Raw genomic sequence first — 19,547 nt, 5'->3', positions numbered from 1 at the left:
ATGGAAACCGCTTCGAAGCGAAACGGGGGGACAAACCGATGATCAACGTTTATTTGGATGACATCCGTGCTTGCCCAATAGGGTTCGTTGCCGCCAGGTCGGCGGAAGAATGCTTGTTGCTGCTTGCGGAGTGTGACGTGAACGTGCTATCGCTTGACTTCGAGCTCGGATATGGGCAACCAAACGGACTTGCAGTCGTTCACGGGATGGTCGTCAGAGGCTTGTATCCGAAAGAAGTATACGTCCATTCGTCCAGCTTGTACGGACGCGAGCAGATGGTGCGCGAGTTGCGTGCCGCGAATCCGGCGGGCGTCATCGTTCATGACGGACCGATGCCTCAGCGCGTGCTCGATGCCGCTGCGGCAAGCGGGGGCGATGCGAATGCGTGATTGGGAGCCGGCGAGTTGGATGAAAGAATGGTCGTTCGCCCCGGCGCCGTTCGCCGTTTTCGTGCACACGCCCTTATGCGGGACATGCCTGGCAGTGAAGAAAATGCTTGCGGTCGCGGAACAGCTTGTGCCTGAGCTGCCGGTGAATGCAGCGAATTTGAACGCGATGCCGGAGCTTGCTCAGAAGTTTCGCATCGAAAGCGTACCGTGTTTGCTTGTGAAGAAAGCTTCTGGAGAGTGGACAAAAAATTACCGTTTCCCTTCCGTTACGGAATTGGTAGAGACGATGAGAAATGCGAGGGATGAACGATGATCCAACTGCAAGGACTAACTTTCCGCAGAGAAGATCGTTTGATTTTGCAAGGCGTAGATCTGAATGTGAACCCGGGCGAGCACTGGACGCTGCTCGGGCGCAACGGCTGCGGCAAGTCGACGATATTGGAAATCATTACGGGGTATCAGTTCCCGACGTCCGGCACGGTTGATGTGCTCGGGGAACGTTACGGACAAGTGGACGTACGGGAAATGCGCAAAAGAATCGGTTACATAAGTCCTGCCCTGATCGAGAAAATGACGCTTCGCGACCCGGTGTGGGAAATTGTGGCTAGCGGAGCTTTCGCATTTTTGCGTTTTTACGTCGAGATTGAAGCTGAAGTTCGGGAGCGCGCGTTCGCCGAGCTAGAGAGAGTTGGCTTGCGTCATCTCGCGGAGCAGCCGTTCGGCACGCTGTCGCAAGGGGAGCGCAAGAAGGCCCTGCTTGCGCGTACGATGATGGCTTCCCCCGAGCTTCTAATTTTGGACGAGCCTTGCGCCGGCTTGGATTTGTTCGAGCGGGAGAAGTTTCTGGCGACGTTATCGGACTTATCTTCAAGATCATTGTCTATGCTGTATGTGACGCATCATATCGAAGAAATCATTCCAATGGTTACGCATGTAGCGCTTATGGCTGAGGGGCGTATTCTCTCCGCAGGGCCGAAGAAAGAAGTGTTGACGGCGGAAAGGCTTAAAGAAGCCTACGATTTGCCGATCGAAATTCGGTGGAAAGACGAGCGGCCATGGATCGAAGTTGGAAAGGTGACGAGCAAATGACGACTTACGCCGCAACGGCGAACCCGGGGTTCGCGCCTTACGCGATGGAAGAAATCCGCAGGCGCATTCCGGGGACTAAAGTGTCCGGACTGGCGCCGGGAGAAACGTTTACGTTCACGAACGGCGATGTTGAGCCCGAAGCGCTGCTAAAGGACTTGCGTAAGCAAGAACCGGTCTTTCTCCGGCATCTATTCCCGATAGAGCGAGAACTCGACGTTTCTGCCGATCCGGGTGAGACCTCGAAGGCGCTGCGCGATTATGCCGCTACTTTAGGCGAACGTGTGCGGGGAGCCAAAGTTGCGATCCAGGTTCGCAAGGAGCAGCATAGCCCGTTCCCCTTCGGATCGGCCGAAGGGCGAGACGAGGTTGCGGGCGTCGTTCGCGAATTGGGCGGCGAACCGGTCGCTCGAGAAGCGGACTGGATCGTAAGCATCTACGCGACGAAAAAGAAACTGTTTATGGGATGTTCGAAGCCTCGCGACAATTTGTCCGACTGGCCGGGAGGAGCACCGCGCTTTCGGAAAGACGAGGGGATGATTTCCCGAGCGGCGTTTAAGCTTCTCGAAGCCGAGAAGGCGTTCGGGTTGCCGCTTGATCGGTTTTCTCATGCACTCGATCTTGGCGCCGCGCCTGGTGGCTGGACATCCGTGCTGCTCGAGCGCGGCCTGAAGGTGACGGCAGTCGATCCGGCGGAGATGGATCCGTCGCTCGAGATGCATCCGAGACTACGCCATATTCGGCGCAATGCGGCAGAAATGTCGTTCCCGCCGGGTTCGTTCGACCTTCTTGTTTGCGACATGAGTTGGGATCCGCACCATACGTGCAACATTGTGAATGAGCTTGCGGATGCATTGTCCGCCGGAGCATCCGGCATCATTACGCTGAAACTCATGTATCGCAAGCCGTTCCAGAGCATTCAGGAGCTCACGAAGGAATACGGCCGCAGGTTCGATATATTGCAAGTGAAGCAGTTGTTTCACAACAGGGAAGAAGTTACAATGTGGGTAAAAAGAAAATAATTGGCTCGGCAGGGAAAGCATCCCGCGGCCGGACGATCCCTTCAATGATCGAAGGGGCGTCCCGCTCGCGGGATTTTTATGTTTGCGGCAGTAGACGAGGAGGATGAAGCAATGGAAATGGACGGGAAACATACGGGGAATGACCGTGACGAAGGGTTGATGCTCACCCCCGGGGAGCTGTTCGCGGGGCGTTATGTGATCGTTGCGCCAATCGGTCAAGGCGGAATGGGACGCGTCTATCTGGCGGAAGATACGCGGCTTGGAGGCAAACGTCGCGCGCTAAAGCTGACGCGTCCGTTACCAGAGGAAAGCCGTGCTTTCCTCCCGGAAGCGAGGCTGCTGAGCGAGCTGGAGCATCCGAGTCTGCCGGCGATCGTTGATTATTATTCGCCGGAAGAGAACGGCGGGGTCGCTTGTATCGTGATGGACTACATCGCCGGAGACACGCTGGCCGACAGATTCGAGAAATTTGGCCGCGATCTACCTTTTTCGCTCGTACTGCGGGCTGTCTCTGACTTGTGCGATGTGCTCGTCTACTTGCATGCACAGCGGCCGCCCATCGTATTTCGCGACTTGAAGCCTGCGAATGTGCTGTTGGATCGGAAAGGAACAGCGATACTCGTTGACTTTGGCATTGCCCGCCGTTACAGGCCTTGGGCGAACAAGGATACGTTAATGCTTGGCACACCCGGCTTCGCCGCGCCAGAGCAGCTTCGCGGGGAACAGTCCGATCAACGGACGGACTTATACGGACTTGGCGCGCTAGCCTACTTCTTGCTGTCGGGCGGTCAGTCCGCATTACGCTTGAAGGGGGTTATACGTGGCAAGCTCCGGGCCGATGTTCCAGAAACGTTCGTCCGCCTGTTGGGGGGGCTCTTGGCGGATGATCCGACTCACCGCCCGCAATCTGCAAGAGAGCTGGCGGACGAGCTGCGCCTGTGCTGCGACAGTGCTGACGGTTGGAGGCATCCGGAAGAGGCGAGAGAGCATAGGAGCAGCAGCTACAATGTAGGTGAACCAATCAATCGGAATGGGAGAAACGATACGTATATCATCGCGCTGGTGTCCGCTTATCCCGGTGCGGGCGCTTCGACGGTTGCGCTTGGTTTGTCAGCGACGCTTGACTCTATCGGTGTCACGCATGCACTCGTGGAATGGCCTGGCATCGAAGCTGAGCTATACGCCCGCCTTGACGGCGCGAAGCGTATGCCTGGAGGCGCTGTATTCTCCAGAGCGAACGGCGGGGAAGCTGCCGTGCCCGCCTGGCGATGCGGCAGGGCTGCGTATTATCCGAACGACCCCGAGGAACCGGCAAGCGGGGAAAGTCCGAGCGAGGCTTTTGCGGCATGGCTTGGCGTATTGGGCGTGCCAGTTGTCGTGCTTGACATCTCTGGAGGTTGGGATCGCTCCGAATCGGCGGAATGGCTAATGCGTCACGCCGACCGTATCGTTTTCGTGGCGGACTGCTTTCCGGTCAAGTGGACGGCGCGAAGGCAGGCGGCTTGCGAGGAAATTCATAGGGAAGCGGCCGATTACGGCGTCGCCTGCGATTGGGTTGCGAACCGGGATCGCGCATTCCGCGAACGGGTCGCATGGCTTCGCATGTTTCCATTCGCTCCAACGGTTTGTTTTCCGGAACTGCCGACGGATATGATGTTAAGCGCGTTGTGGAACGGAGAAGGGATTCCGGTGGACGAACGGTCGAAGCAAGCGATTTCGGGAGCGTTTACCGCATGGATATCGACCTGGAATGCCGCATCCGTTCGCATGGCAGCGAGAATCGACGGCAGGTGACGAAAACCCGGCATACCATGCTCTAGAAGCGAGAGTATGTCGGGTTTTGTCGGTTTTGACAGCCATGATACAATAGAGAAGGGAGAAGGCGTTGTCGAAGGAGAAACGGAATGGCACAAAAGCGGAAACGATTGTCGGTAGTCGGTCTGACGGCGTTACGGTTAGGCTTGACCTCGTTTGGCGGCCCTGTTGCGCACATCGGATATTTCAGGCAAATGTATGTGACTCGCAAGAAATGGATTTCGGATGAACAATTCGCGGATTTGACCGCCTTATGCCAATTTTTGCCCGGACCGGCCAGCAGTCAGCTTGGCATGGCGATCGGTATCGGCCGTGCGGGCTTGCTTGGCGGGATTGTCGCATGGCTTGGGTTCACGCTTCCGTCTGCGCTGTTACTGACTTTGTTTGCGTTTCTCTCCAGACATGGCGCCATCGCGGACGCAGGTTGGGTGCGCGGCTTGAATCTGGCTGCCGTTGCCGTTGTTGCTCAGGCGGTCTGGAGCATGGGCCGTACGCTCGCTCCGGACAAGCCTCGCATTGCGATGGTTGCGGCATCAGCCGCGTTTGCCATCTCCGTCCCGGGTGCCCTCGGGCAGCTGGCTCCGATTGCGCTCTGCGGAATTGCGGGAGTGTTGTTCCTTAAGCCGCGAGGAGAGGCGATGCCGCTGACCCCTGAGCGTCAAGAGCGGTCTGAGGCACGGCCTGCAAACCGCCGAACGGCGACTGGCGCGGTCGTCTGCCTTGTGCTTTTCGCGGCTCTGCTAGCCGCGCTTCCGGCACTTGCCGCAGCGTGGCCGCATGCTTCTGCCCGGCTCGCGGATATCGGCTATCGAGCCGGATCTCTTGTTTTCGGAGGCGGACATGTCGTGCTGCCGATGCTCCACGACGAGATCGTCGGGGGCGGCTTTACGGACGAGCGCAGCTTTCTCGCCGGATATGGGGCAGCTCAAGCCGTACCGGGGCCGTTATTTACGTTCGCGGCTTATTTAGGTGCGGCATCCGCGACTGGAACAGAAAGCATTTTTAGGGCAATCCTATTGCTGATCAGTATTTTTCTCCCGTCATTCCTGCTCGTTGCCGGCGTGTTGCCTTTCTGGAGTCGGCTTCGGGAATTTCGGACGACAAGAGCCGCACTCAGCGGCGTGAACGCTTCCGTCGTCGGCATACTGCTGGCGGCGTTATACGATCCGGTCTGGATCGGCACAATCCATAATGAAACGGAATTGATTGCGGCTGGTGTCGGGTTTCTGGCAATCGCCGTCTGGGGATGCCCGCCATGGCTGCTTGCCGTAGCGGCGGCCGTAACCGGCTTGCTGATTTATTGATGAGGTGAACGAGGTGAGCGAGATGAACAACGAAAATATTTTGATCATCGAGGACGAAGACGCGATCGCGCGAATTCTCCAGTTAGAACTTGAACACGAAGGATACGGCGTCGGGCGCGCGGCCGACGGACGCAAAGGATTGGAGATGGCGGTGTCCGGGGAATGGGATTTGATTTTACTCGACGTCATGCTTCCGCAGTTAAACGGCATTGAGGTGCTGCGCCGGTTGCGTCAAAACGACGGAGCCGTTCCCGTCATTTTGTTGACTGCCCGGGATACGGTACCGGACAAAGTAAGCGGATTCGAGCACGGCGCGAACGATTACATTACGAAACCTTTTGCAATGGAAGAACTGCTAGCGAGGGTGCGTAACTTGCTGCGTATTTTCAAAGCGTCGCGTGAAGGAGAGAGCGAGGACGTGCTGAAGATCGGCGATTTGTCGATTGAACTGCTCACTCGCAAAGTGTTCCGCAAAGATCATTCCATTGAATTGACTCCAAGGGAGTTTGAACTGCTGCTTTACTTGGCGCGGCATAAAAACACCGAGAAGACACGGGATGAGATTTTGTCGGACGTCTGGGGTTACGAATATATCGGCGATACGAATGTCGTAGACGTCTACATTCGTTATTTGCGTCAGAAGATGGACAAAGGTTACAGGCATAAGCTGCTGCACACGGTGCGCGGCGTCGGATATATGTTGAAGGAGCCGGATGCATGACGTTAAGATCCAGATTTACGCTATTTACCGTATTCTGGCTTATTTTTATTTTGATCTTATACAACGTGTTCGTGTACTTCTTCGTTATCCGAGTGACAACGCGGGGCGAACTGCAATTGCTGACGAACAAAGCGGATCTCGTTATCGAAACTTTGCGAAAGCAAGGGATGAGAGGGCTCGAAGATAAAAAGCTGTTGACGGACATGTACAATTATAACGAAATGCTCAGAATCGTTACAGGCGACGTCCGTGTCGCGAACCAGGTCGGGACGGACGAATTGCTGCTAAGCATCCCGCCGCAAATGCAGCCGTACAACTTGTCGGAGACAAGGCATATTAACGGTCAACGCGTTCTTTACTTGTCCGTGCCTTTCTTCGAGCAAGGGCATCTGATCGGAGCGGTTGAAGCGGCAAGACGGCTGACGGTGCTGGACAGCTATTTGCAAATTCTTGTAGGCGCGTTAAGCGTAACGAGCGTCGGTGCGATCGTGTTCGCTATATTCGGTACGTACTGGTTCACATCGCGGCTGACGGGACCGATCGGTCAGATGGTGCAGACGATGCGGGAAATCGACCGAAGCGGGAAATTGTACAGGGTGAAGCTGAACGGCCGTGAAGAATCGATCGAGCTGCAACAGCTCGTTCGGGCGTTTAACCAAATGATCGATCGGATTGACCGGACGATCGAGCACCAGAAGCATTTTGTCGCCGATGCGTCACATGAGCTTAAAACTCCGCTTACGGTTATTTCCAGCTATACGGACATGCTGAAGCGATGGGGCAGGGACAATGCCGAGGTGCGTAACGAGGCGATCGAGGCGATTGCGAAGGAAACGGAAAGGCTTCAGCACCTGATCCGCTCGATGCTGACGCTCGCGGAGGCAGAGCAGGACGATTGGATGAACGTTTCCCGTTTCGACGTGACGAGCGTTGTTAGGGAACTATCCGAAGTGCTCGGCAAGACTTTCCGGAGAGAAATTCGCGTGCATTCCGACAATGCCGTTTATATGAAAGGGGACAAAGAAAAAGTTCGCCAGTTACTGCTCATTCTGATCGACAACGCGATCAAGTACAGCAAAGAGCCGATCGATGTACGTATCCGACACTCCAAAAACACGATCAAACTAGAAGTGACGGATTACGGCATCGGAGTGCCCGAGAGCGAAATCCCGTATATGTTCGAGCGGTTCTATCGCGTTGACGAGGCGCGCCACAGGTCGACCGGCGGAAGCGGGCTTGGCTTGTCGATCGCGAAGAAAATAGTCGACATTCACGAAGGGACCGTCGAAGTGTACAGCAAGCAGGGGAACGGAACGACGATTGCAATTCAATTCCCGCGCAAATAGACGCAAAGAAACCGGTATCGGGTTTTGTTCCGATGCCGGTTTTATTTCTTACTGCCAAATGATTAAGATTAAAGGACGCGTCTTGCGGTGATGTAACGGGTGTTCCAATACTTCTCGCCGAGGGAGGAGATGGTGACGCCAGTAGAGCTGTACGTATGCAAAATTTTGTTATTCCCGATATAGATGGCAACGTGGCCGATTTTGCTACCGGTCCTCGGTACGCGGAAGAATACGAGATCGCCTTTTTTCAAGTCTTTACGGGCGATTTTAACGCCTTCCGTCGCTTGCGTGCTGGACACTCGAGCCAGCTCGATGCCGCTTTCGCCGAATACGTACTGCGTAAAACTAGAACAGTCGAACGCTTTCGTCGATCCTGGCGTAGCTCCGAACTTGTATTTGACGCCTATGTATTTTTTGCCAAGTGAAATGATTTTGTCCGCTTTGCTCGTTGCTTGTTTGCTCGTTGCTTGTGCCGCTTCAGCCCGCTGGCTTCCTCCAATGGCGGTCCCAACGAACGCGATCGTCGCGCTAAGCCCGACGACGGCGATACGGCGCAGCCATCCTTTAGTTCGAATCATTGCCTTACATCCGTCCTTTCGATGCGAATCCGATGTCGTTCGGTGTAATGTCTCGTCGTTCAGTATAACAAACCTGGAATCGACTATATTTTTCCAAGGAGAGCAGAAAAGGCATTAAAGCGGCGATTTCGAGCGTTTCTTAGAAAAAAATGAATGTTTTCTCATTTGTGCTCCCCATAGGGTGCGAAAGACGATGAATATACAGGGCGGACGATTCCTGCTTGCCCGGCTTTCGTCCTATCCTATAAGATAGGAGAAGAGTAAGGGGTATGAAGTCGTGCCGCTGTTATGTCGGTTACGACATCCTCCTTATGCACCCGGGCTTAAGAACTGGAGGCGATATGCACGTGTACAAAAGGTTCAAAATACCGGAGCTGGACCGTATGTTTGAGGTTACGATACGCAACTATGAATGGGGGGACTTCGCGAAGCTGATCGATCTTCAAGCGCAATGTTTTCCGCCTCCTTACCCGCCCGAGCTGTGGTGGAACGCTGAGCAACTATCCGAACACGTGAGTCGGTTTCCGGAAGGGGCGCTTTGCGCTGAAGTCGACGGCGTTATCGTTGGTTCGATGACCGCTCTCAGACGTAACATTCCAAATAACGGCCACGAAAGTTGGGCGACTGCGACGAACGAGGGCTATATCCGCAATCATGAACCGGACGGAGACACGGTCTATGTTGTCGATCTTTGTGTTGCGCCCGCTTACCGCAAGCTGGGTGTGGGTAAACAGTTAATGCAGGCGATGTATGAGACGGTTGTCCATTTGCGCTGTGCCAGACTGCTAGGGGGAGGGCGAATGCCCGGTTACGCCGCAGTGGCGGGCGATTTGTCGCCAGAAGCGTATTTGGCGGAAGTGTGCACGGGCAAGCGCCGGGATCCAGTCATTTCCTTCATGCTTGCATGCGGAAGAATGCCGGTTGGCGTTGTCGCAGACTATTTGGACGACGAGCAGTCGGCCGACTGCGCAGCGCTTATGGAATGGAGAAACCCTTTCGATAAGGAGAATAAATAAAATGGAATATATTCGAGTGACTTCGATTGAAGATGCGAACTTTGCCTCCATGCACAAAATGATGAGCTCGATTTTTCCGCCAGAGGAAGTCCTTGCGTTCGAGCTATGGAAGGAGCCGATCGGAGACCCGGACATTCACGTATACGTCGCCATACACGACGGGGCGGTTGTTGGCGCAACGGAATATCGCTATTATCCGGATTTGCGAGTCGCGATGACGGATTTTACGATTATTGGCGTCTCCAATCTGGGCGTCGGAAGATTTCTATATTTGAATAGGTCCAAAGATCTACGTAGGCTTGAGCAGGAAAGCGACACGTTATCGATCGGCATGTTCGCTGAAATCTATAAGCCGCATGCCGTAACGTCGCTGCGTTTCGGCAACGTGATTGCGATGCATCCGGCAGTCAGACGCGAAGTGCTTTCCCACCTCGGTTACCGCAAGCTGGATTTTCCGTACGTTCATCCGTCATGGGACCACGCCGGGAAAGCGGTAACCGAACTCGATCTCGGCTTCCTGTCCGCTGACGAAGAGGCCGAAACAGTCGATGCGGCGCTTGTGTCGCGTTTCCTGAAGAAATATTACGAGGCGCTGCCGAACCGCCCTCGCGAGTGGGAAGAGATGATCGCCAAGTTGGACGAGATGGAAACCGTCAATCTCGCGCCGCTTTAATGATTGTTCGCTGAAATCTTCGCGAACCTAGTAGACATACTCCTTGTATTTGCCCGAATGCGCGATGCTCGCTTTTACTTTTATATTCCTTAGCCTCGCCGCTTTCATTTTAGGGTCGTCTTTGACGTATTTGACCCAGTCGCGATGATGGAATTTGTACATGTCGTATTGCAAATTTAATACGTCCGTATCGATTTTTTTGCCGATTTCGTAAGTGCTCCTGATTCGCTCAGCGATGGCCTGCTTGAGTAGTCGCTTCATCCGTTCCTGGGAGATATTCTCCATCATTTCGTCGAGATAGGCTTTAACGCTTATCGTAATGTCGTATTGAACGGTGTTGTCTTCGATCTCGTAATCGATACGGACTTTTTTTGTATGAACTACAAATGTAACCGCAGGTGTCGTTTGATTCGTGTTATAGATTTTAATCGGCATCCGGATCATTTTCTGAGTCATGAAAGCTTTGCCCTCCAGCTGTTCGCCATTCAGCATGCCGAACAGCTTTTCGTTGCGAAAAAAGAAAGCGCCCACGATCTTTAGCTGAGGAGATGGTTTGGCGCCTTCTTCCCAAGATTTTTTGTCGTATGAGAGAATCGGCAGCATGGCGGTTTTCCCTTTCTCGTAAAAGTCCGACAGAAAGCGGTGCAAGAACATCGGAGCGATGAGGGAAAACTGCCGATAGGTTTCGTCCGGTTTCATCAAAATCGAGTCGAAGATGGATAGTCCAAAATAAGGCGCGTTGTTAAACAAGCGTTCCGGAGAGTCTTCTGTTCCGAAAACCCACAAGTTGTAACGCATTTCGCGGTACCGATTGATCAAATCGGTCAAATCGACAACTCCTGCTTTAAGGAGAGCTCTTTTCGTGCAGACGAGCGCCTTGATTTGTCCCCAATAGACACGCATTTGCGCCGTCTGGTACAAGTGAAAAATCGCGTCTCCGATCGTATTCCCTTTGCCGGTCCCGACGACCGACGTTTTATTGCCTTGTGGCTTGACGGATTCCGTTTTGGCGATATTCGTAAAGGTGTTCGCCTGCAAATAGACGACGTATTCTCCATCGATATAGTCGATCGCAAGCGCGGACAAATAGTTCATATGATTAACTTCTTTGAAGTCCCAGCAACCTGCCGTCGCCAAACATGACGAGAGGAAGACGGCAAGAGCGAGACAGCGCGTTACAGCTTTCACCTCGCTCAGTCCTTTATCGCTTTTTTCGTAGATATTTAGGTACCCTTCCGCGTACCGTTCTCGGGAATAACAGAAATGACCTAACAATATCCTTGGGCATAAACGGGGCTTCCGGTGCCAAGTAAGAGACGCCGAAGGAAGTTAATCCCGTTAAATATACAACGAGAATCAACACGCTTAAAATAAAACCATACATGCCTAAAATGGACGATATTAACACCGCAATCAGACGCAAAATGCTGACCGTGCCCCCGAGCGTCTGGCTGACGAGCGTCGAGCCGGCCACGATCGAGATGGCGGAAACGACGATCATCGCAGGCGACGAAAGGCCTGCGCGAATGGCGGCGTCGCCGATGACGATACCTCCGACGACAGTCAGCGTCTGACCGGCCATAGAAGGCAATCGGTATCCGGCCTCCTTGAACATCTCCAGCAGGCCGAGCACCAGCAGCATTTCAAGAGGGGTGCTAAGCGGGATGCCTTGCCGTGTCTGGACGATAGTCGCGAGCAAAGGATAGGGGATCTGGTCTTGGTGATAACCGGTCAGAGCGATGTATGAACCGGGTAAAAAAATGGCGACGAGAAGGCTGAATATACGGAGCAGCCGTCCAAAAGAAGCAGAGATGTAATTGAAATGGGCATCCTCCGGCGTCTGTAGCAGCATGTTCAGATTGGCTGGGGCAACGGATGCGCCCGGGACGCCGTCGATGATTAGCGCGAACCGTCCTCTTAGCACGCAAGAAGACACGTAATCCGGCCTTCCGGTATAGATTGTGAGCGGAAAAAGACTGAACGGTTGATCCGACAAAAGTTCTTCCGCCTGGGAGGCGGTCGTCAGCTCTTCGATCTGGGTTTCCAGCTCGCCTAACCGTTCATGGATTAAGCGAAGCGTCGTCGCGTTGATTTTCTCCGTATCATAGATGAGCGCGACCTGCGTCTTTGTCTTTGTGCCGATTCGGTAGAAGTCGAACGCGACCGTGTTCGTAGGCAATCTTCTACGGAGCAAGCCGAGATTTGTCTGAATGGCTTCGACGAACCCGTCGCGCGGGCCGCGGATCGATACTTCGATATTCGTCTCCTCGGTGTTCCGTGAAGGGATGCTCGGAGCGCGAAAAAGGTACAGAATGTCTTTGCCCGGCAGACCGATCAGCACGGCTCCGCCGAACAAGGCGTTGTCTGTCGCTTCCGGATCTTCGGCATCGACGGCGCCTAGACGAAAGGAGCGCGGCGTATCTTCTTCGTCGAATGCTTCCGAAGGAACGTTCTCAAGAATGTTTTGCAGTTCGGGCAGCAACGTACGGTTTAATTGCTGCATGTCGCAAAGCGAGCGGCAGTAAAAAAGGACGATATGAGACTCGTTCGTTATCGGAATATCTTCGCGCAAAACGTCAGCGCAACGCTTGTAACGTGCGGCGACCAACTCGAGCGCGCTCATGCGGGGTTCACCTTATTCGACTTCGACGGGGCGGGACGCTTGAGCAGAAGAAGGAGCAGGACTAGCGCCGCAACGATCATGCACACAAAGACTACAGGGAAGTAATAGACACGAAGATAATACACAAAGCTAATATCGCTTACAGGCAACATGACAAGCCCGAGCGTGAGCAGCGAACAAACCAGAAAAGCCCATCTGTTAAAGTTGAAAAATTGCCCGATGAGAAATAAAGTGAAACTGAGACGCACGAATGCGCCGCTTAGCCATTGAAAAATGGACAGGAAGTCTACGTGTTCGAAATAGGTGCCGATTTTGATCAACCTCCATTCTTCGAATGCCGGATAACGTTGCACTTTGCTTTCTAACGGACCGAATTCCGACAAACCGCCCATAAGGGGGCCGATCGTCAGGCCAATCAGCATCAATCCAAGCAGGAAAACTCCCCGGAACTTCATCGGCTTATCCAAGTACTGTTGCATGAATAACAGCAAGACAAGCTCGACAAGGCCGCTCCCGGCGTAAGTGATCCCGCGCCACATCGGTGCGACGCCGTGCTCGAAGAGCGGAAACAACAATCCGTAATCTTTGTGCGGGATGTTGGCTATCGATACGAAAAAACCGAGGAGCACGACAAAAGGAAGCAGGATCATGGAGGAATAGACGATAGAACGGATGCCATTCGCCGCAGTTGCGTAAGCCAGACCAATAAAAGTCGCCGCGATGACGAACGGCGGCGTCTCCGGCAAATAGGAGGAGTTCGTCCAAGTCGTCAAATCTTTGCTTGTCACGGCGGCGGATAGCAACAGATAGATGACGAATACGGAAGAGATGGCGAAAGCAAGCGTGCGTCCGTATCGATTTTTCAACATGTGCATAAGCGGCTTGTTCCCGATTTTGCCAGCGGCTGCGGATATGATCGCGAGAAGAGGGAGCAGCAACGCGAATGAGATGATCGCGGACAGCCAAGCGTCACGGCCGGAGACGCCGAGGAGCACGGGGATGACGAGCACATGGTTCAGAATGCCGATCGACATAATCATGACAAAGCTAAATTGCAGGAACGTATATGAAGGATTCAAATGGATGACCTCGGTCCGTGTAGGTTAGGAAACTCATGTAAATGATTTCCTGACGGGCCGATACCTATTCAGCATACGGGGAGATTGGAGCATGAACATCACGTTTATGGGGACTGGCGATTCAATGGGAACGCCTAGAGTATACTGCGATTGCGTCGTATGTGTGGAAGCAAGAGAGACGGGAGTCAATCGACGGCTCCGTTCTTCGCTGCTGCTCGAAGAAGAAGGGGAGGCCCCGCTTCTGCTCGATTGCGGACCTGATTGGCGGGAGCAGATGGAAGTCGCCGGTCTACGCAACGTGAAGCAGGCGTTGCTGACGCATGCTCACTTCGACCATATCGGCGGGCTGCCCGAATGGGCCGACGCTTGCCGCTGGACGCAAGCGGCAGCATCGATCGGCGCACCGCGCGAAGTGGTCCGCGACGTTCTTTCAAGATTTCCGTGGGTCGATCGTCAGTTTCGGTTCGAAACGAGCGACGAAGGGGCATCATACGGCGACTGGCGGATCATGTCGTGGCGGGTCAATCACGGCAAAAATGGCTACAGTTACGCATACCGGTTCGATCATGCCAGTCGCGGCGTGAAATGGGCGTATTGCTCGGATGCGATCGATTTGACAGAGGAACAAAAAGCGCCTCTCGCGGGGTTGGATTTGCTCGTTCTCGGGACAAGCTTCGTGGAAGAACCTTATCCCATGAATACCCGTTCTGTTTACGACATGAAGGAAGGGCTAGCATTGGTGAAAGAAATAAAGCCCGATTCCGTCGTATTTACTCATCTATCCCATGACGTAGATTTGAGATGCGATTACGGTCTTCCCGCTCATGTGCAGATCGCAAAGACGGGGTTGAAGCTGACGATCTAGGGCGTGTCCCGGGTGCGGATAACGAGGAGCAGCCCTTCTGTAATCGCGATCGTCCCGGACAGCGCGTCCAATACGTTGCTTACGCCGATGGAGGCGCCAGCGCGAATCGTAGCCTCGTGTAGCGGGTAACGGAAGCCGGTCAGCGTAATGCCTTTTACTTCGTAAGTGAGCGGAAGCAGGGAGACATGAGTATATGCGGGATCGAAGGTGAGCGTCATTCGGCTATCGCATAACCGGATTTCGTTGCGCTCGTCCACAATCGCTAGCGAACAATCCTGTTCATTGGCGTAGGCAAGCAACTGCACGTTGGCGAAACTATGATCGAAGCGGGTGCCTAACGCGCCGAGAAGATCGACTTGCCGATAACCTCGCGAGATTGTTTCACGGAGGGCAAGTTCCGAATCGGTCCAGTCTTTGTCCACTGCATCGAATGCGATGAATTGCCGGGAAATCTGACGAATACGTTCGAGCTGGCGTGCTGAGACCGAATCGAAATCGCCAAGCGCCAAATCGGGGGTTCGTCCATTCTCGATCAAGAAGGCGGCGCCGCGGTCTGCGCCGACAAGAAAATCTCCTTCTTCGATGCGGTCAAGCGCCCATTGGCCCAACGTACCTCCAGTGAATATCAGGGCGCGCTTATTTGTTTCCTCTTGATTTTCTTGTTGTGTCATCCTTGACCTCCGGGTTTCATTAATGCTTTTAGTATAACGAAAAAATAGCGATAAAGCCCGAAAAACCCCGTTGCGATCCGGCGTCATGCCCGCTACAATTGGGAGGATTGGAAAGGCAACGGAGGAGAGACCAGCGTGGGATGGGAATTTCAAGTATTTAGTATCGTCGGCGTTATCGCATTCGCGGTCAGCGGCGCAATCGTAGCTATGGAAGAAGCGTATGATATATTGGGCGTGTTCGCCTTGGGTCTTGTTACGGCGTTCGGCGGGGGCGTCGTGCGTAATTTGCTGATCGGCGTGCCTGTTACGACGTTGTGGGAGCAAAGTGTCTCGTTAAAAATCGCCGTCACCTCGATATTAATCGTCTTTCTATTACCTGCCGTCTGGATTGTTCATTGGAAAAGGGCCGAGGCGTTCTTCGATGCGATTGGACTCGGAGCGTTCGCCATTCAAGGCGCTTCATTCGCGGTGAACAACGGATTGCCGATCAGCGCGGTTATGGTCGCCGCCATGATGACGGGTATAGGCGGCGGTATGATTCGGGATATTATGGCCGGACGCAAACCGCTCGTTCTTCATGACGAAATCTATGCTGTGTGGGCGATACTGGCCGGACTTGCGCTTAGCGTCATTAAACTAGACAAGCCTTGGGAGTTGTTCGCGCTGTTCCTGCTTGTCGTCTTGTTCCGCATGTTATCGGTACATTACAAATGGAAGCTGCCTCGCCGTTCGTTGCTGCGTACGCCGGGAGGCCGCTCGCAAGGAGACCAAGGATGAGTTATTCTGTGCTGTTCGTATGTTTAGGTAACATTTGCCGCTCCCCGATGGCAGAAGCGGTCATGAAAAATCTCGTGCGCCGGGACGGGGTGGAAAATGACGTTCTCGTCGATTCCGCCGGCACGGGGGATTGGCACATCGGCAAACCGCCGCACGAAGGGACGAGAGCGCAGCTCGATCGCCATTCCATTTCGTACGAAGGGATGAAAGCCCGCCAGTTCGCGGCGGCGGACGGCGGGCGATTCGATCTGATCGTGGCGATGGACTCGAACAATGAACGGGATATTCGGAAAGTTATCGGCGCCGGGAGTGGGACGGAAGTCATACGGTTCCTGTCCGTCCTTCCCGAAGCGGGCATTAACGATGTTCCCGATCCTTATTACACAGGCAACTTCGACGAAGTGTACGATCTTGTGACAAGAGGCTGCGAACGGCTGCTCGCGTCGATCAAAGCAAAATTGAACGTCAATTAATCATGGAATGGAGAAGGCGTTGGTCCAAGAAAGACGGCCAGCGCCTCCGGCAGTTGTTGCTGCCAGAAGCCCCATTTGTGCTCCCCGTCTTTTTCCTCGTACAACAGTTTCGCGCCTTTGGCTTTCAATATTGCAACCGCCTCCCGGTTCAAAGCAACGAAATCGTATACCCCTCGGTCCGTTTCGTAAGCCGTTTCCTGCAATCCGACGACCATCCACAGTTTCAACCGGTTGAGTGGGCCTGCTGCTTTAATCTGTTCAATGTAGGAATCGTAGAAGGCCCCGGATAAGGAGACGATACGGCTGAACAAGTGCGGGTAGGCGAGGGCAAGAGACAGAGACACCGCGCCTCCGAGTGAATCACCAGCCAGCAATCGCTGCTCAGGCTCATCGCGAACCGGGTAATTTGTCTCCATCCAAGGGATCATTTCTTCGGCAAAAAACTTCATGTAAGCCGCATAGCGGTTACCGTCCGGGGCGTACTCGGACGTTCTTTGGCTTTTGTCGACTTCGACGCCGACGATGATGAATGGTTCCCAGCCTTCCTCCAGAATAAGGCGCTGAGCGTGAGTAGCGATCCTTCCAAAGTTAAAAAAGTCTTCGCCGTCCTGGCAATAGACGACGGGATAGCTGATCCAGGCCTGATAACCGGGAGGTAAATAAACGCGAAGGGTACGTTCTCCTTCCGGCAAATATCGACTCGGAATGACATGTTTATTAATCGTTCTTCTGTACAATGGATTGTCGCTCATCGGACAACCTCCTCCGGCACGTATGGGATAAGTCGGGCATGGGTAAACCAAATGAAGGCTAAAGGCAAAGTTGTATTACACTGTTACATAATAAATGTGCCTCTGTTATACAAACATGATTTTGTCAAAAGCTATATAAATAAAGGGTTTGTCGAGTTTTTCTTTGACCAAATCACTTAAACAGGGATATAATAATTCTATAACAGAAAGCCCTCTTCCACAATTCAAGATGAGGTGAACCTAATGAGCAAAGTATCCACGGAAGCGCCGGCAACGCTGAAAGGCGCTCTCTCGCATGAAGTCAGGTCGGAAAATGTCGCTCCGCTGCAAGTATTGTCTCCGGAAGGCGAAGTCGTCAATCCGGATCGTATGCCTAAGCTTTCCGACGAGCAATTGAAAGAAATTATGTACCGAATGGTTTTTACGCGCACATGGGACGACCGTGCCGTGAACTTGGGTCGTCAAGGCCGTCTCGGTTTCTATGCGCCGGTATCCGGACAAGAAGCGACGATGGTCGGCAGCGAATATGCACTGAACAAGGAAGATTTCGTATGCCCAGGTTATCGCGACATGCCGCAGATCGTCTGGCACGGATTGCCTTTGTACCAAGCGTTCCTGTATTCCCGCGGTCACCAGCACGGCGGTCAAATTCCGCAAGACGTTAACGTTCTGATGCCCCAAATCATCATCGGCGCGCAAATCTTGCACGCAACGGGCATCGCGATGGGCTTTAAGCTTAAAGGCGAGAAACGCGTCGCGATCACGTACACAGGCGACGGCGGCTCCTCCGAAGGGGACTTCTACGAAGGCATGAACTTCGCGGGTTCGTTTAAGCTGCCTGTCATTTACTTCGTTCAGAACAACGGTTATGCGATCACGACGCCGTATGCGAAGCAGACGGGAGCGCAATCGATCGCGCATAAAGCGCTGGCGGCAGGCATCCGCGGTATTCAAGTTGACGGGATGGACGTGCTAGCGGTTATCTCCGCAGTGCAAGAAGCGGCCGAAATCGGTCGGAACGGAGGCGGCGCGACGTTGATCGAGGGCTTGACGTATCGTTTCCGTCCTCACTCGATGGCCGACGACGCAAGCAAATACCGGACGAAAGAAGAAGAGCAGGAGTGGAGCTTGAAAGATCCTCTCGTTCGCTTCGGCAAATATTTGGAGAAGAAGGGCCTCTGGTCCGAGGAAGAAACTGCGCGCGTGAAAGAAGAAGCGAAAAACGCGGTGAACGAGCATATCAAAAAAGCGGAGCAAACGGAGAAAATGACCGTTGCCGGCTTGATCGATTCGATGTTCGAAACGACGCCGCCGCATCTCGAAGAACAAAAAGCCGATTTCCAATAAATGCAAGTTCAAAAGTGGGAGGGTTCAGCAGCATGGCTCAAATGAATATGAAAGAAGCGATCCGCGACGCGATGCGCGTCGAGCTGAAACGAGATCCTAACGTGATCTTGTTCGGCGAGGACGTTGGCAAAGTAGGCGGCGTATTCCGTGCGACGGAAGGGCTGCAAGCCGAATTCGGAGAGATGCGCGTATTCGATACGCCGCTCGCGGAATCGGCAATCGGCGGCCTTGCCGTCGGTCTCGGCACGCAAGGGTTCCGCCCGATTGCGGAAATCCAATTCGTCGGCTTCATCTACGAAGCGCTCGACCAAATGTTCGTTCAAGCGGCGCGCATGCGCTATCGTTCCGGCGGCCGCTATCATTCCCCGATCGTATTCCGTACGCCTTTCGGCGGCGGCGTTAAAGCGGCGGAGCTTCACACCGACTCTCTGGAAGGTTTGGCCATCCAGACGCCGGGCATTAAAGTCGTCATCCCATCCAATCCATACGACGCCAAAGGTTTGATGATTTCCGCGATCCGCGACAACGATCCGGTATTTTTCATGGAGCATTTGAACTTATACCACGCGTTCCGCGACGAAGTGCCGGAAGACGACTATACAGTGCCGATCGGCAAAGCAAAAGTCGTGCGCGAAGGTAAAGACGTCACGATTCTCTCGTATGGCTTGATGGTACACACGTCGCTGAAAGCGGCAGACGAGCTTGAGAAAGCAGGCATTTCTGCGGAAGTCATCGACCTTCGCACGTTGTTGCCGCTCGATATCGATACGATCGTCGCTTCGATTCAGAAAACGAATCGCGCGATCGTTGTGCAGGAAGCGCAAAAAACTTCCGGCGCCGCAGCCGAAATTATCGCCCAAATCAACGAGAAAGCCATCTTGCACCTGGAAGCTCCAGTGCTTCGTTGCGCAGGTCCGGATACGGTATATCCATTCGCGCAAATCGAAGATGCATGGTTGCCATCGGTTGCTCGTATCGCGAAAACCGCTACCCAGGTTGTACAGTTCTAA

Annotated in this window: 21 protein-coding genes; 15 read left to right on the top strand and 6 right to left on the bottom strand. The window is 53.8% G+C overall.

Going from position 1 to position 19,547, the window contains the following annotated elements; translation table 11 throughout:
- Window positions 1-38: 38 nt before the first annotated feature.
- The 8 genes from ACFPOF_RS13145 (at window position 39) to ACFPOF_RS13110 (ending at window position 7,683) form a co-directional block, all read left to right on the top strand.
- Complete coding sequence (locus tag ACFPOF_RS13145; RefSeq protein ID WP_378133287.1) at window positions 39-389, top strand: cyclic-phosphate processing receiver domain-containing protein; 351 nt, start codon at window positions 39-41, stop codon at window positions 387-389.
- The gene (locus ACFPOF_RS13140; RefSeq protein ID WP_378133285.1) at window positions 382-702 is read left to right on the top strand and encodes a thioredoxin family protein; all 321 of its coding nucleotides are present in this window, start codon (window positions 382-384) and stop codon (window positions 700-702) included. The genes ACFPOF_RS13145 and ACFPOF_RS13140 overlap by 8 nt, the downstream gene beginning before the upstream one ends.
- A complete protein-coding gene (locus ACFPOF_RS13135) occupies window positions 699-1,478 on the top strand; it encodes an ABC transporter ATP-binding protein (RefSeq protein ID WP_378133283.1) in 780 nt (259 codons plus the stop codon). Before ACFPOF_RS13140 ends, ACFPOF_RS13135 begins: the two co-directional genes overlap by 4 nt.
- A complete protein-coding gene (locus ACFPOF_RS13130; protein ID WP_378133281.1) occupies window positions 1,445-2,497 on the top strand; it encodes an SAM-dependent methyltransferase in 1,053 nt (350 codons plus the stop codon). The genes ACFPOF_RS13135 and ACFPOF_RS13130 overlap by 34 nt, the downstream gene beginning before the upstream one ends.
- 111 nt (window positions 2,498-2,608) lie before the next feature.
- Entirely contained in the window at window positions 2,609-4,291 is a 1,683-nt protein-coding gene (locus tag ACFPOF_RS13125) for a serine/threonine protein kinase (protein WP_378133279.1), read from the top strand.
- Window positions 4,292-4,401: 110 nt separating this feature from the next.
- Complete coding sequence (gene chrA / locus ACFPOF_RS13120; RefSeq protein WP_378133277.1) at window positions 4,402-5,616, top strand: chromate efflux transporter; 1,215 nt, start codon at window positions 4,402-4,404, stop codon at window positions 5,614-5,616.
- Window positions 5,617-5,638: 22 nt separating this feature from the next.
- Window positions 5,639-6,337, top strand: coding sequence for a response regulator transcription factor (locus tag ACFPOF_RS13115; protein WP_378133275.1), 699 nt, complete (start codon window positions 5,639-5,641; stop codon window positions 6,335-6,337).
- Window positions 6,334-7,683 carry a sensor histidine kinase gene (locus ACFPOF_RS13110; RefSeq protein ID WP_378133273.1) on the top strand — a complete coding sequence of 450 codons (1,350 nt, stop codon included), beginning with the start codon at window positions 6,334-6,336 and terminating at the stop codon, window positions 7,681-7,683. The genes ACFPOF_RS13115 and ACFPOF_RS13110 overlap by 4 nt, the downstream gene beginning before the upstream one ends.
- Window positions 7,684-7,751: 68 nt before the next feature.
- Here the strand turns inward: ACFPOF_RS13110 and ACFPOF_RS13105 are convergent, their stop codons facing one another.
- Window positions 7,752-8,261, bottom strand: coding sequence for a C40 family peptidase (locus ACFPOF_RS13105; RefSeq protein WP_378133271.1), 510 nt, complete (start codon window positions 8,259-8,261; stop codon window positions 7,752-7,754).
- A 341-nt stretch (window positions 8,262-8,602) separates the two neighbouring features.
- On the opposite strand from ACFPOF_RS13105, the gene ACFPOF_RS13100 reads away from it, so the two are divergent.
- Both ACFPOF_RS13100 and ACFPOF_RS13095 read left to right on the top strand, forming a co-directional pair.
- A complete protein-coding gene (locus ACFPOF_RS13100; protein WP_378134385.1) occupies window positions 8,603-9,277 on the top strand; it encodes a GNAT family N-acetyltransferase in 675 nt (224 codons plus the stop codon).
- 1 nt (window position 9,278) lies between these two features.
- Window positions 9,279-9,950 (top strand): GNAT family N-acetyltransferase, encoded by a 672-nt coding sequence (locus tag ACFPOF_RS13095; protein ID WP_378133269.1) that lies wholly within the window; start codon window positions 9,279-9,281, stop codon window positions 9,948-9,950.
- A 27-nt stretch (window positions 9,951-9,977) separates the two neighbouring features.
- Here ACFPOF_RS13095 and ACFPOF_RS13090 read toward each other — a convergent pair whose 3' ends face one another.
- From ACFPOF_RS13090 to ACFPOF_RS13080, 3 genes are read right to left on the bottom strand one after another with little or no spacing between them, the layout of a single operon-like run.
- A complete protein-coding gene (locus ACFPOF_RS13090; protein ID WP_378133267.1) occupies window positions 9,978-11,138 on the bottom strand; it encodes a Ger(x)C family spore germination protein in 1,161 nt (386 codons plus the stop codon).
- 13 nt (window positions 11,139-11,151) lie between these two features.
- On the bottom strand, window positions 11,152-12,573 hold the full coding sequence (locus ACFPOF_RS13085; RefSeq protein WP_378133265.1) for a spore germination protein: 1,422 nt from the start codon (window positions 12,571-12,573) through the stop codon (window positions 11,152-11,154).
- Window positions 12,570-13,652, bottom strand: a complete 1,083-nt coding sequence (locus ACFPOF_RS13080; protein ID WP_378133263.1) for a GerAB/ArcD/ProY family transporter — start codon at window positions 13,650-13,652, stop codon at window positions 12,570-12,572. The genes ACFPOF_RS13085 and ACFPOF_RS13080 overlap by 4 nt, the downstream gene beginning before the upstream one ends.
- Before the next feature lie 91 nt (window positions 13,653-13,743).
- On the opposite strand from ACFPOF_RS13080, the gene ACFPOF_RS13075 reads away from it, so the two are divergent.
- The gene (locus tag ACFPOF_RS13075; RefSeq protein ID WP_378133261.1) at window positions 13,744-14,517 is read left to right on the top strand and encodes an MBL fold metallo-hydrolase; all 774 of its coding nucleotides are present in this window, start codon (window positions 13,744-13,746) and stop codon (window positions 14,515-14,517) included.
- Here the strand turns inward: ACFPOF_RS13075 and ACFPOF_RS13070 are convergent.
- Complete coding sequence (locus tag ACFPOF_RS13070) at window positions 14,514-15,188, bottom strand: thiamine diphosphokinase (protein WP_378133259.1); 675 nt, start codon at window positions 15,186-15,188, stop codon at window positions 14,514-14,516. The genes ACFPOF_RS13075 and ACFPOF_RS13070 overlap by 4 nt on opposite strands.
- 135 nt (window positions 15,189-15,323) lie before the next feature.
- Between ACFPOF_RS13070 and ACFPOF_RS13065 the strand changes: the two genes are divergently transcribed.
- Together ACFPOF_RS13065 and ACFPOF_RS13060 are read left to right on the top strand one after the other, a co-directional pair.
- Window positions 15,324-15,965, top strand: a complete 642-nt coding sequence (locus tag ACFPOF_RS13065) for a trimeric intracellular cation channel family protein (protein WP_378133257.1) — start codon at window positions 15,324-15,326, stop codon at window positions 15,963-15,965.
- Complete coding sequence (locus ACFPOF_RS13060) at window positions 15,962-16,438, top strand: low molecular weight protein-tyrosine-phosphatase (protein ID WP_378133255.1); 477 nt, start codon at window positions 15,962-15,964, stop codon at window positions 16,436-16,438. The genes ACFPOF_RS13065 and ACFPOF_RS13060 overlap by 4 nt, the downstream gene beginning before the upstream one ends.
- Here ACFPOF_RS13060 and ACFPOF_RS13055 read toward each other — a convergent pair.
- Complete coding sequence (locus tag ACFPOF_RS13055; RefSeq protein WP_378133253.1) at window positions 16,435-17,190, bottom strand: alpha/beta hydrolase; 756 nt, start codon at window positions 17,188-17,190, stop codon at window positions 16,435-16,437. The genes ACFPOF_RS13060 and ACFPOF_RS13055 overlap by 4 nt on opposite strands.
- Window positions 17,191-17,433: 243 nt before the next feature.
- On the opposite strand from ACFPOF_RS13055, the gene pdhA reads away from it, so the two are divergent.
- The gene (pdhA, locus tag ACFPOF_RS13050) at window positions 17,434-18,537 is read left to right on the top strand and encodes a pyruvate dehydrogenase (acetyl-transferring) E1 component subunit alpha (RefSeq protein WP_378133251.1); all 1,104 of its coding nucleotides are present in this window, start codon (window positions 17,434-17,436) and stop codon (window positions 18,535-18,537) included.
- A 32-nt stretch (window positions 18,538-18,569) separates the two neighbouring features.
- Window positions 18,570-19,547 carry an alpha-ketoacid dehydrogenase subunit beta gene (locus ACFPOF_RS13045; RefSeq protein WP_378133249.1) on the top strand — a complete coding sequence of 326 codons (978 nt, stop codon included), beginning with the start codon at window positions 18,570-18,572 and terminating at the stop codon, window positions 19,545-19,547.

The organism is Cohnella soli (genome assembly GCF_042655525.1).
Lineage (GTDB): Bacteria > Bacillota > Bacilli > Paenibacillales > Paenibacillaceae > Cohnella > Cohnella soli.
This window is presented reverse-complemented; position numbering and strand designations above follow the sequence as displayed.

What these genes read in the sequence shown, in the direction of transcription:
- ACFPOF_RS13145 (WP_378133287.1), top strand. Translation starts at nt 39, where the DNA reads ATGATCAACGTTTATTTGGATGACATCCGTGCTTGCCCAATAGGGTTC.
- ACFPOF_RS13140 (WP_378133285.1), top strand. Translation starts at nt 382, where the DNA reads ATGCGTGATTGGGAGCCGGCGAGTTGGATGAAAGAATGGTCGTTCGCC.
- ACFPOF_RS13135 (WP_378133283.1), top strand. Translation starts at nt 699, where the DNA reads ATGATCCAACTGCAAGGACTAACTTTCCGCAGAGAAGATCGTTTGATT.
- ACFPOF_RS13130 (WP_378133281.1), top strand. Translation starts at nt 1,445, where the DNA reads ATGGATCGAAGTTGGAAAGGTGACGAGCAAATGACGACTTACGCCGCA.
- ACFPOF_RS13125 (WP_378133279.1), top strand. Translation starts at nt 2,609, where the DNA reads ATGGAAATGGACGGGAAACATACGGGGAATGACCGTGACGAAGGGTTG.
- chrA (WP_378133277.1), top strand. Translation starts at nt 4,402, where the DNA reads ATGGCACAAAAGCGGAAACGATTGTCGGTAGTCGGTCTGACGGCGTTA.
- ACFPOF_RS13115 (WP_378133275.1), top strand. Translation starts at nt 5,639, where the DNA reads ATGAACAACGAAAATATTTTGATCATCGAGGACGAAGACGCGATCGCG.
- ACFPOF_RS13110 (WP_378133273.1), top strand. Translation starts at nt 6,334, where the DNA reads ATGACGTTAAGATCCAGATTTACGCTATTTACCGTATTCTGGCTTATT.
- ACFPOF_RS13105 (WP_378133271.1), bottom strand. Translation starts at nt 8,261, where the DNA reads ATGATTCGAACTAAAGGATGGCTGCGCCGTATCGCCGTCGTCGGGCTT.
- ACFPOF_RS13100 (WP_378134385.1), top strand. Translation starts at nt 8,603, where the DNA reads ATGCACGTGTACAAAAGGTTCAAAATACCGGAGCTGGACCGTATGTTT.
- ACFPOF_RS13095 (WP_378133269.1), top strand. Translation starts at nt 9,279, where the DNA reads ATGGAATATATTCGAGTGACTTCGATTGAAGATGCGAACTTTGCCTCC.
- ACFPOF_RS13085 (WP_378133265.1), bottom strand. Translation starts at nt 12,573, where the DNA reads ATGAGCGCGCTCGAGTTGGTCGCCGCACGTTACAAGCGTTGCGCTGAC.
- ACFPOF_RS13075 (WP_378133261.1), top strand. Translation starts at nt 13,744, where the DNA reads ATGAACATCACGTTTATGGGGACTGGCGATTCAATGGGAACGCCTAGA.
- ACFPOF_RS13070 (WP_378133259.1), bottom strand. Translation starts at nt 15,188, where the DNA reads ATGACACAACAAGAAAATCAAGAGGAAACAAATAAGCGCGCCCTGATA.
- ACFPOF_RS13060 (WP_378133255.1), top strand. Translation starts at nt 15,962, where the DNA reads ATGAGTTATTCTGTGCTGTTCGTATGTTTAGGTAACATTTGCCGCTCC.
- ACFPOF_RS13055 (WP_378133253.1), bottom strand. Translation starts at nt 17,190, where the DNA reads ATGAGCGACAATCCATTGTACAGAAGAACGATTAATAAACATGTCATT.
- pdhA (WP_378133251.1), top strand. Translation starts at nt 17,434, where the DNA reads ATGAGCAAAGTATCCACGGAAGCGCCGGCAACGCTGAAAGGCGCTCTC.
- ACFPOF_RS13045 (WP_378133249.1), top strand. Translation starts at nt 18,570, where the DNA reads ATGGCTCAAATGAATATGAAAGAAGCGATCCGCGACGCGATGCGCGTC.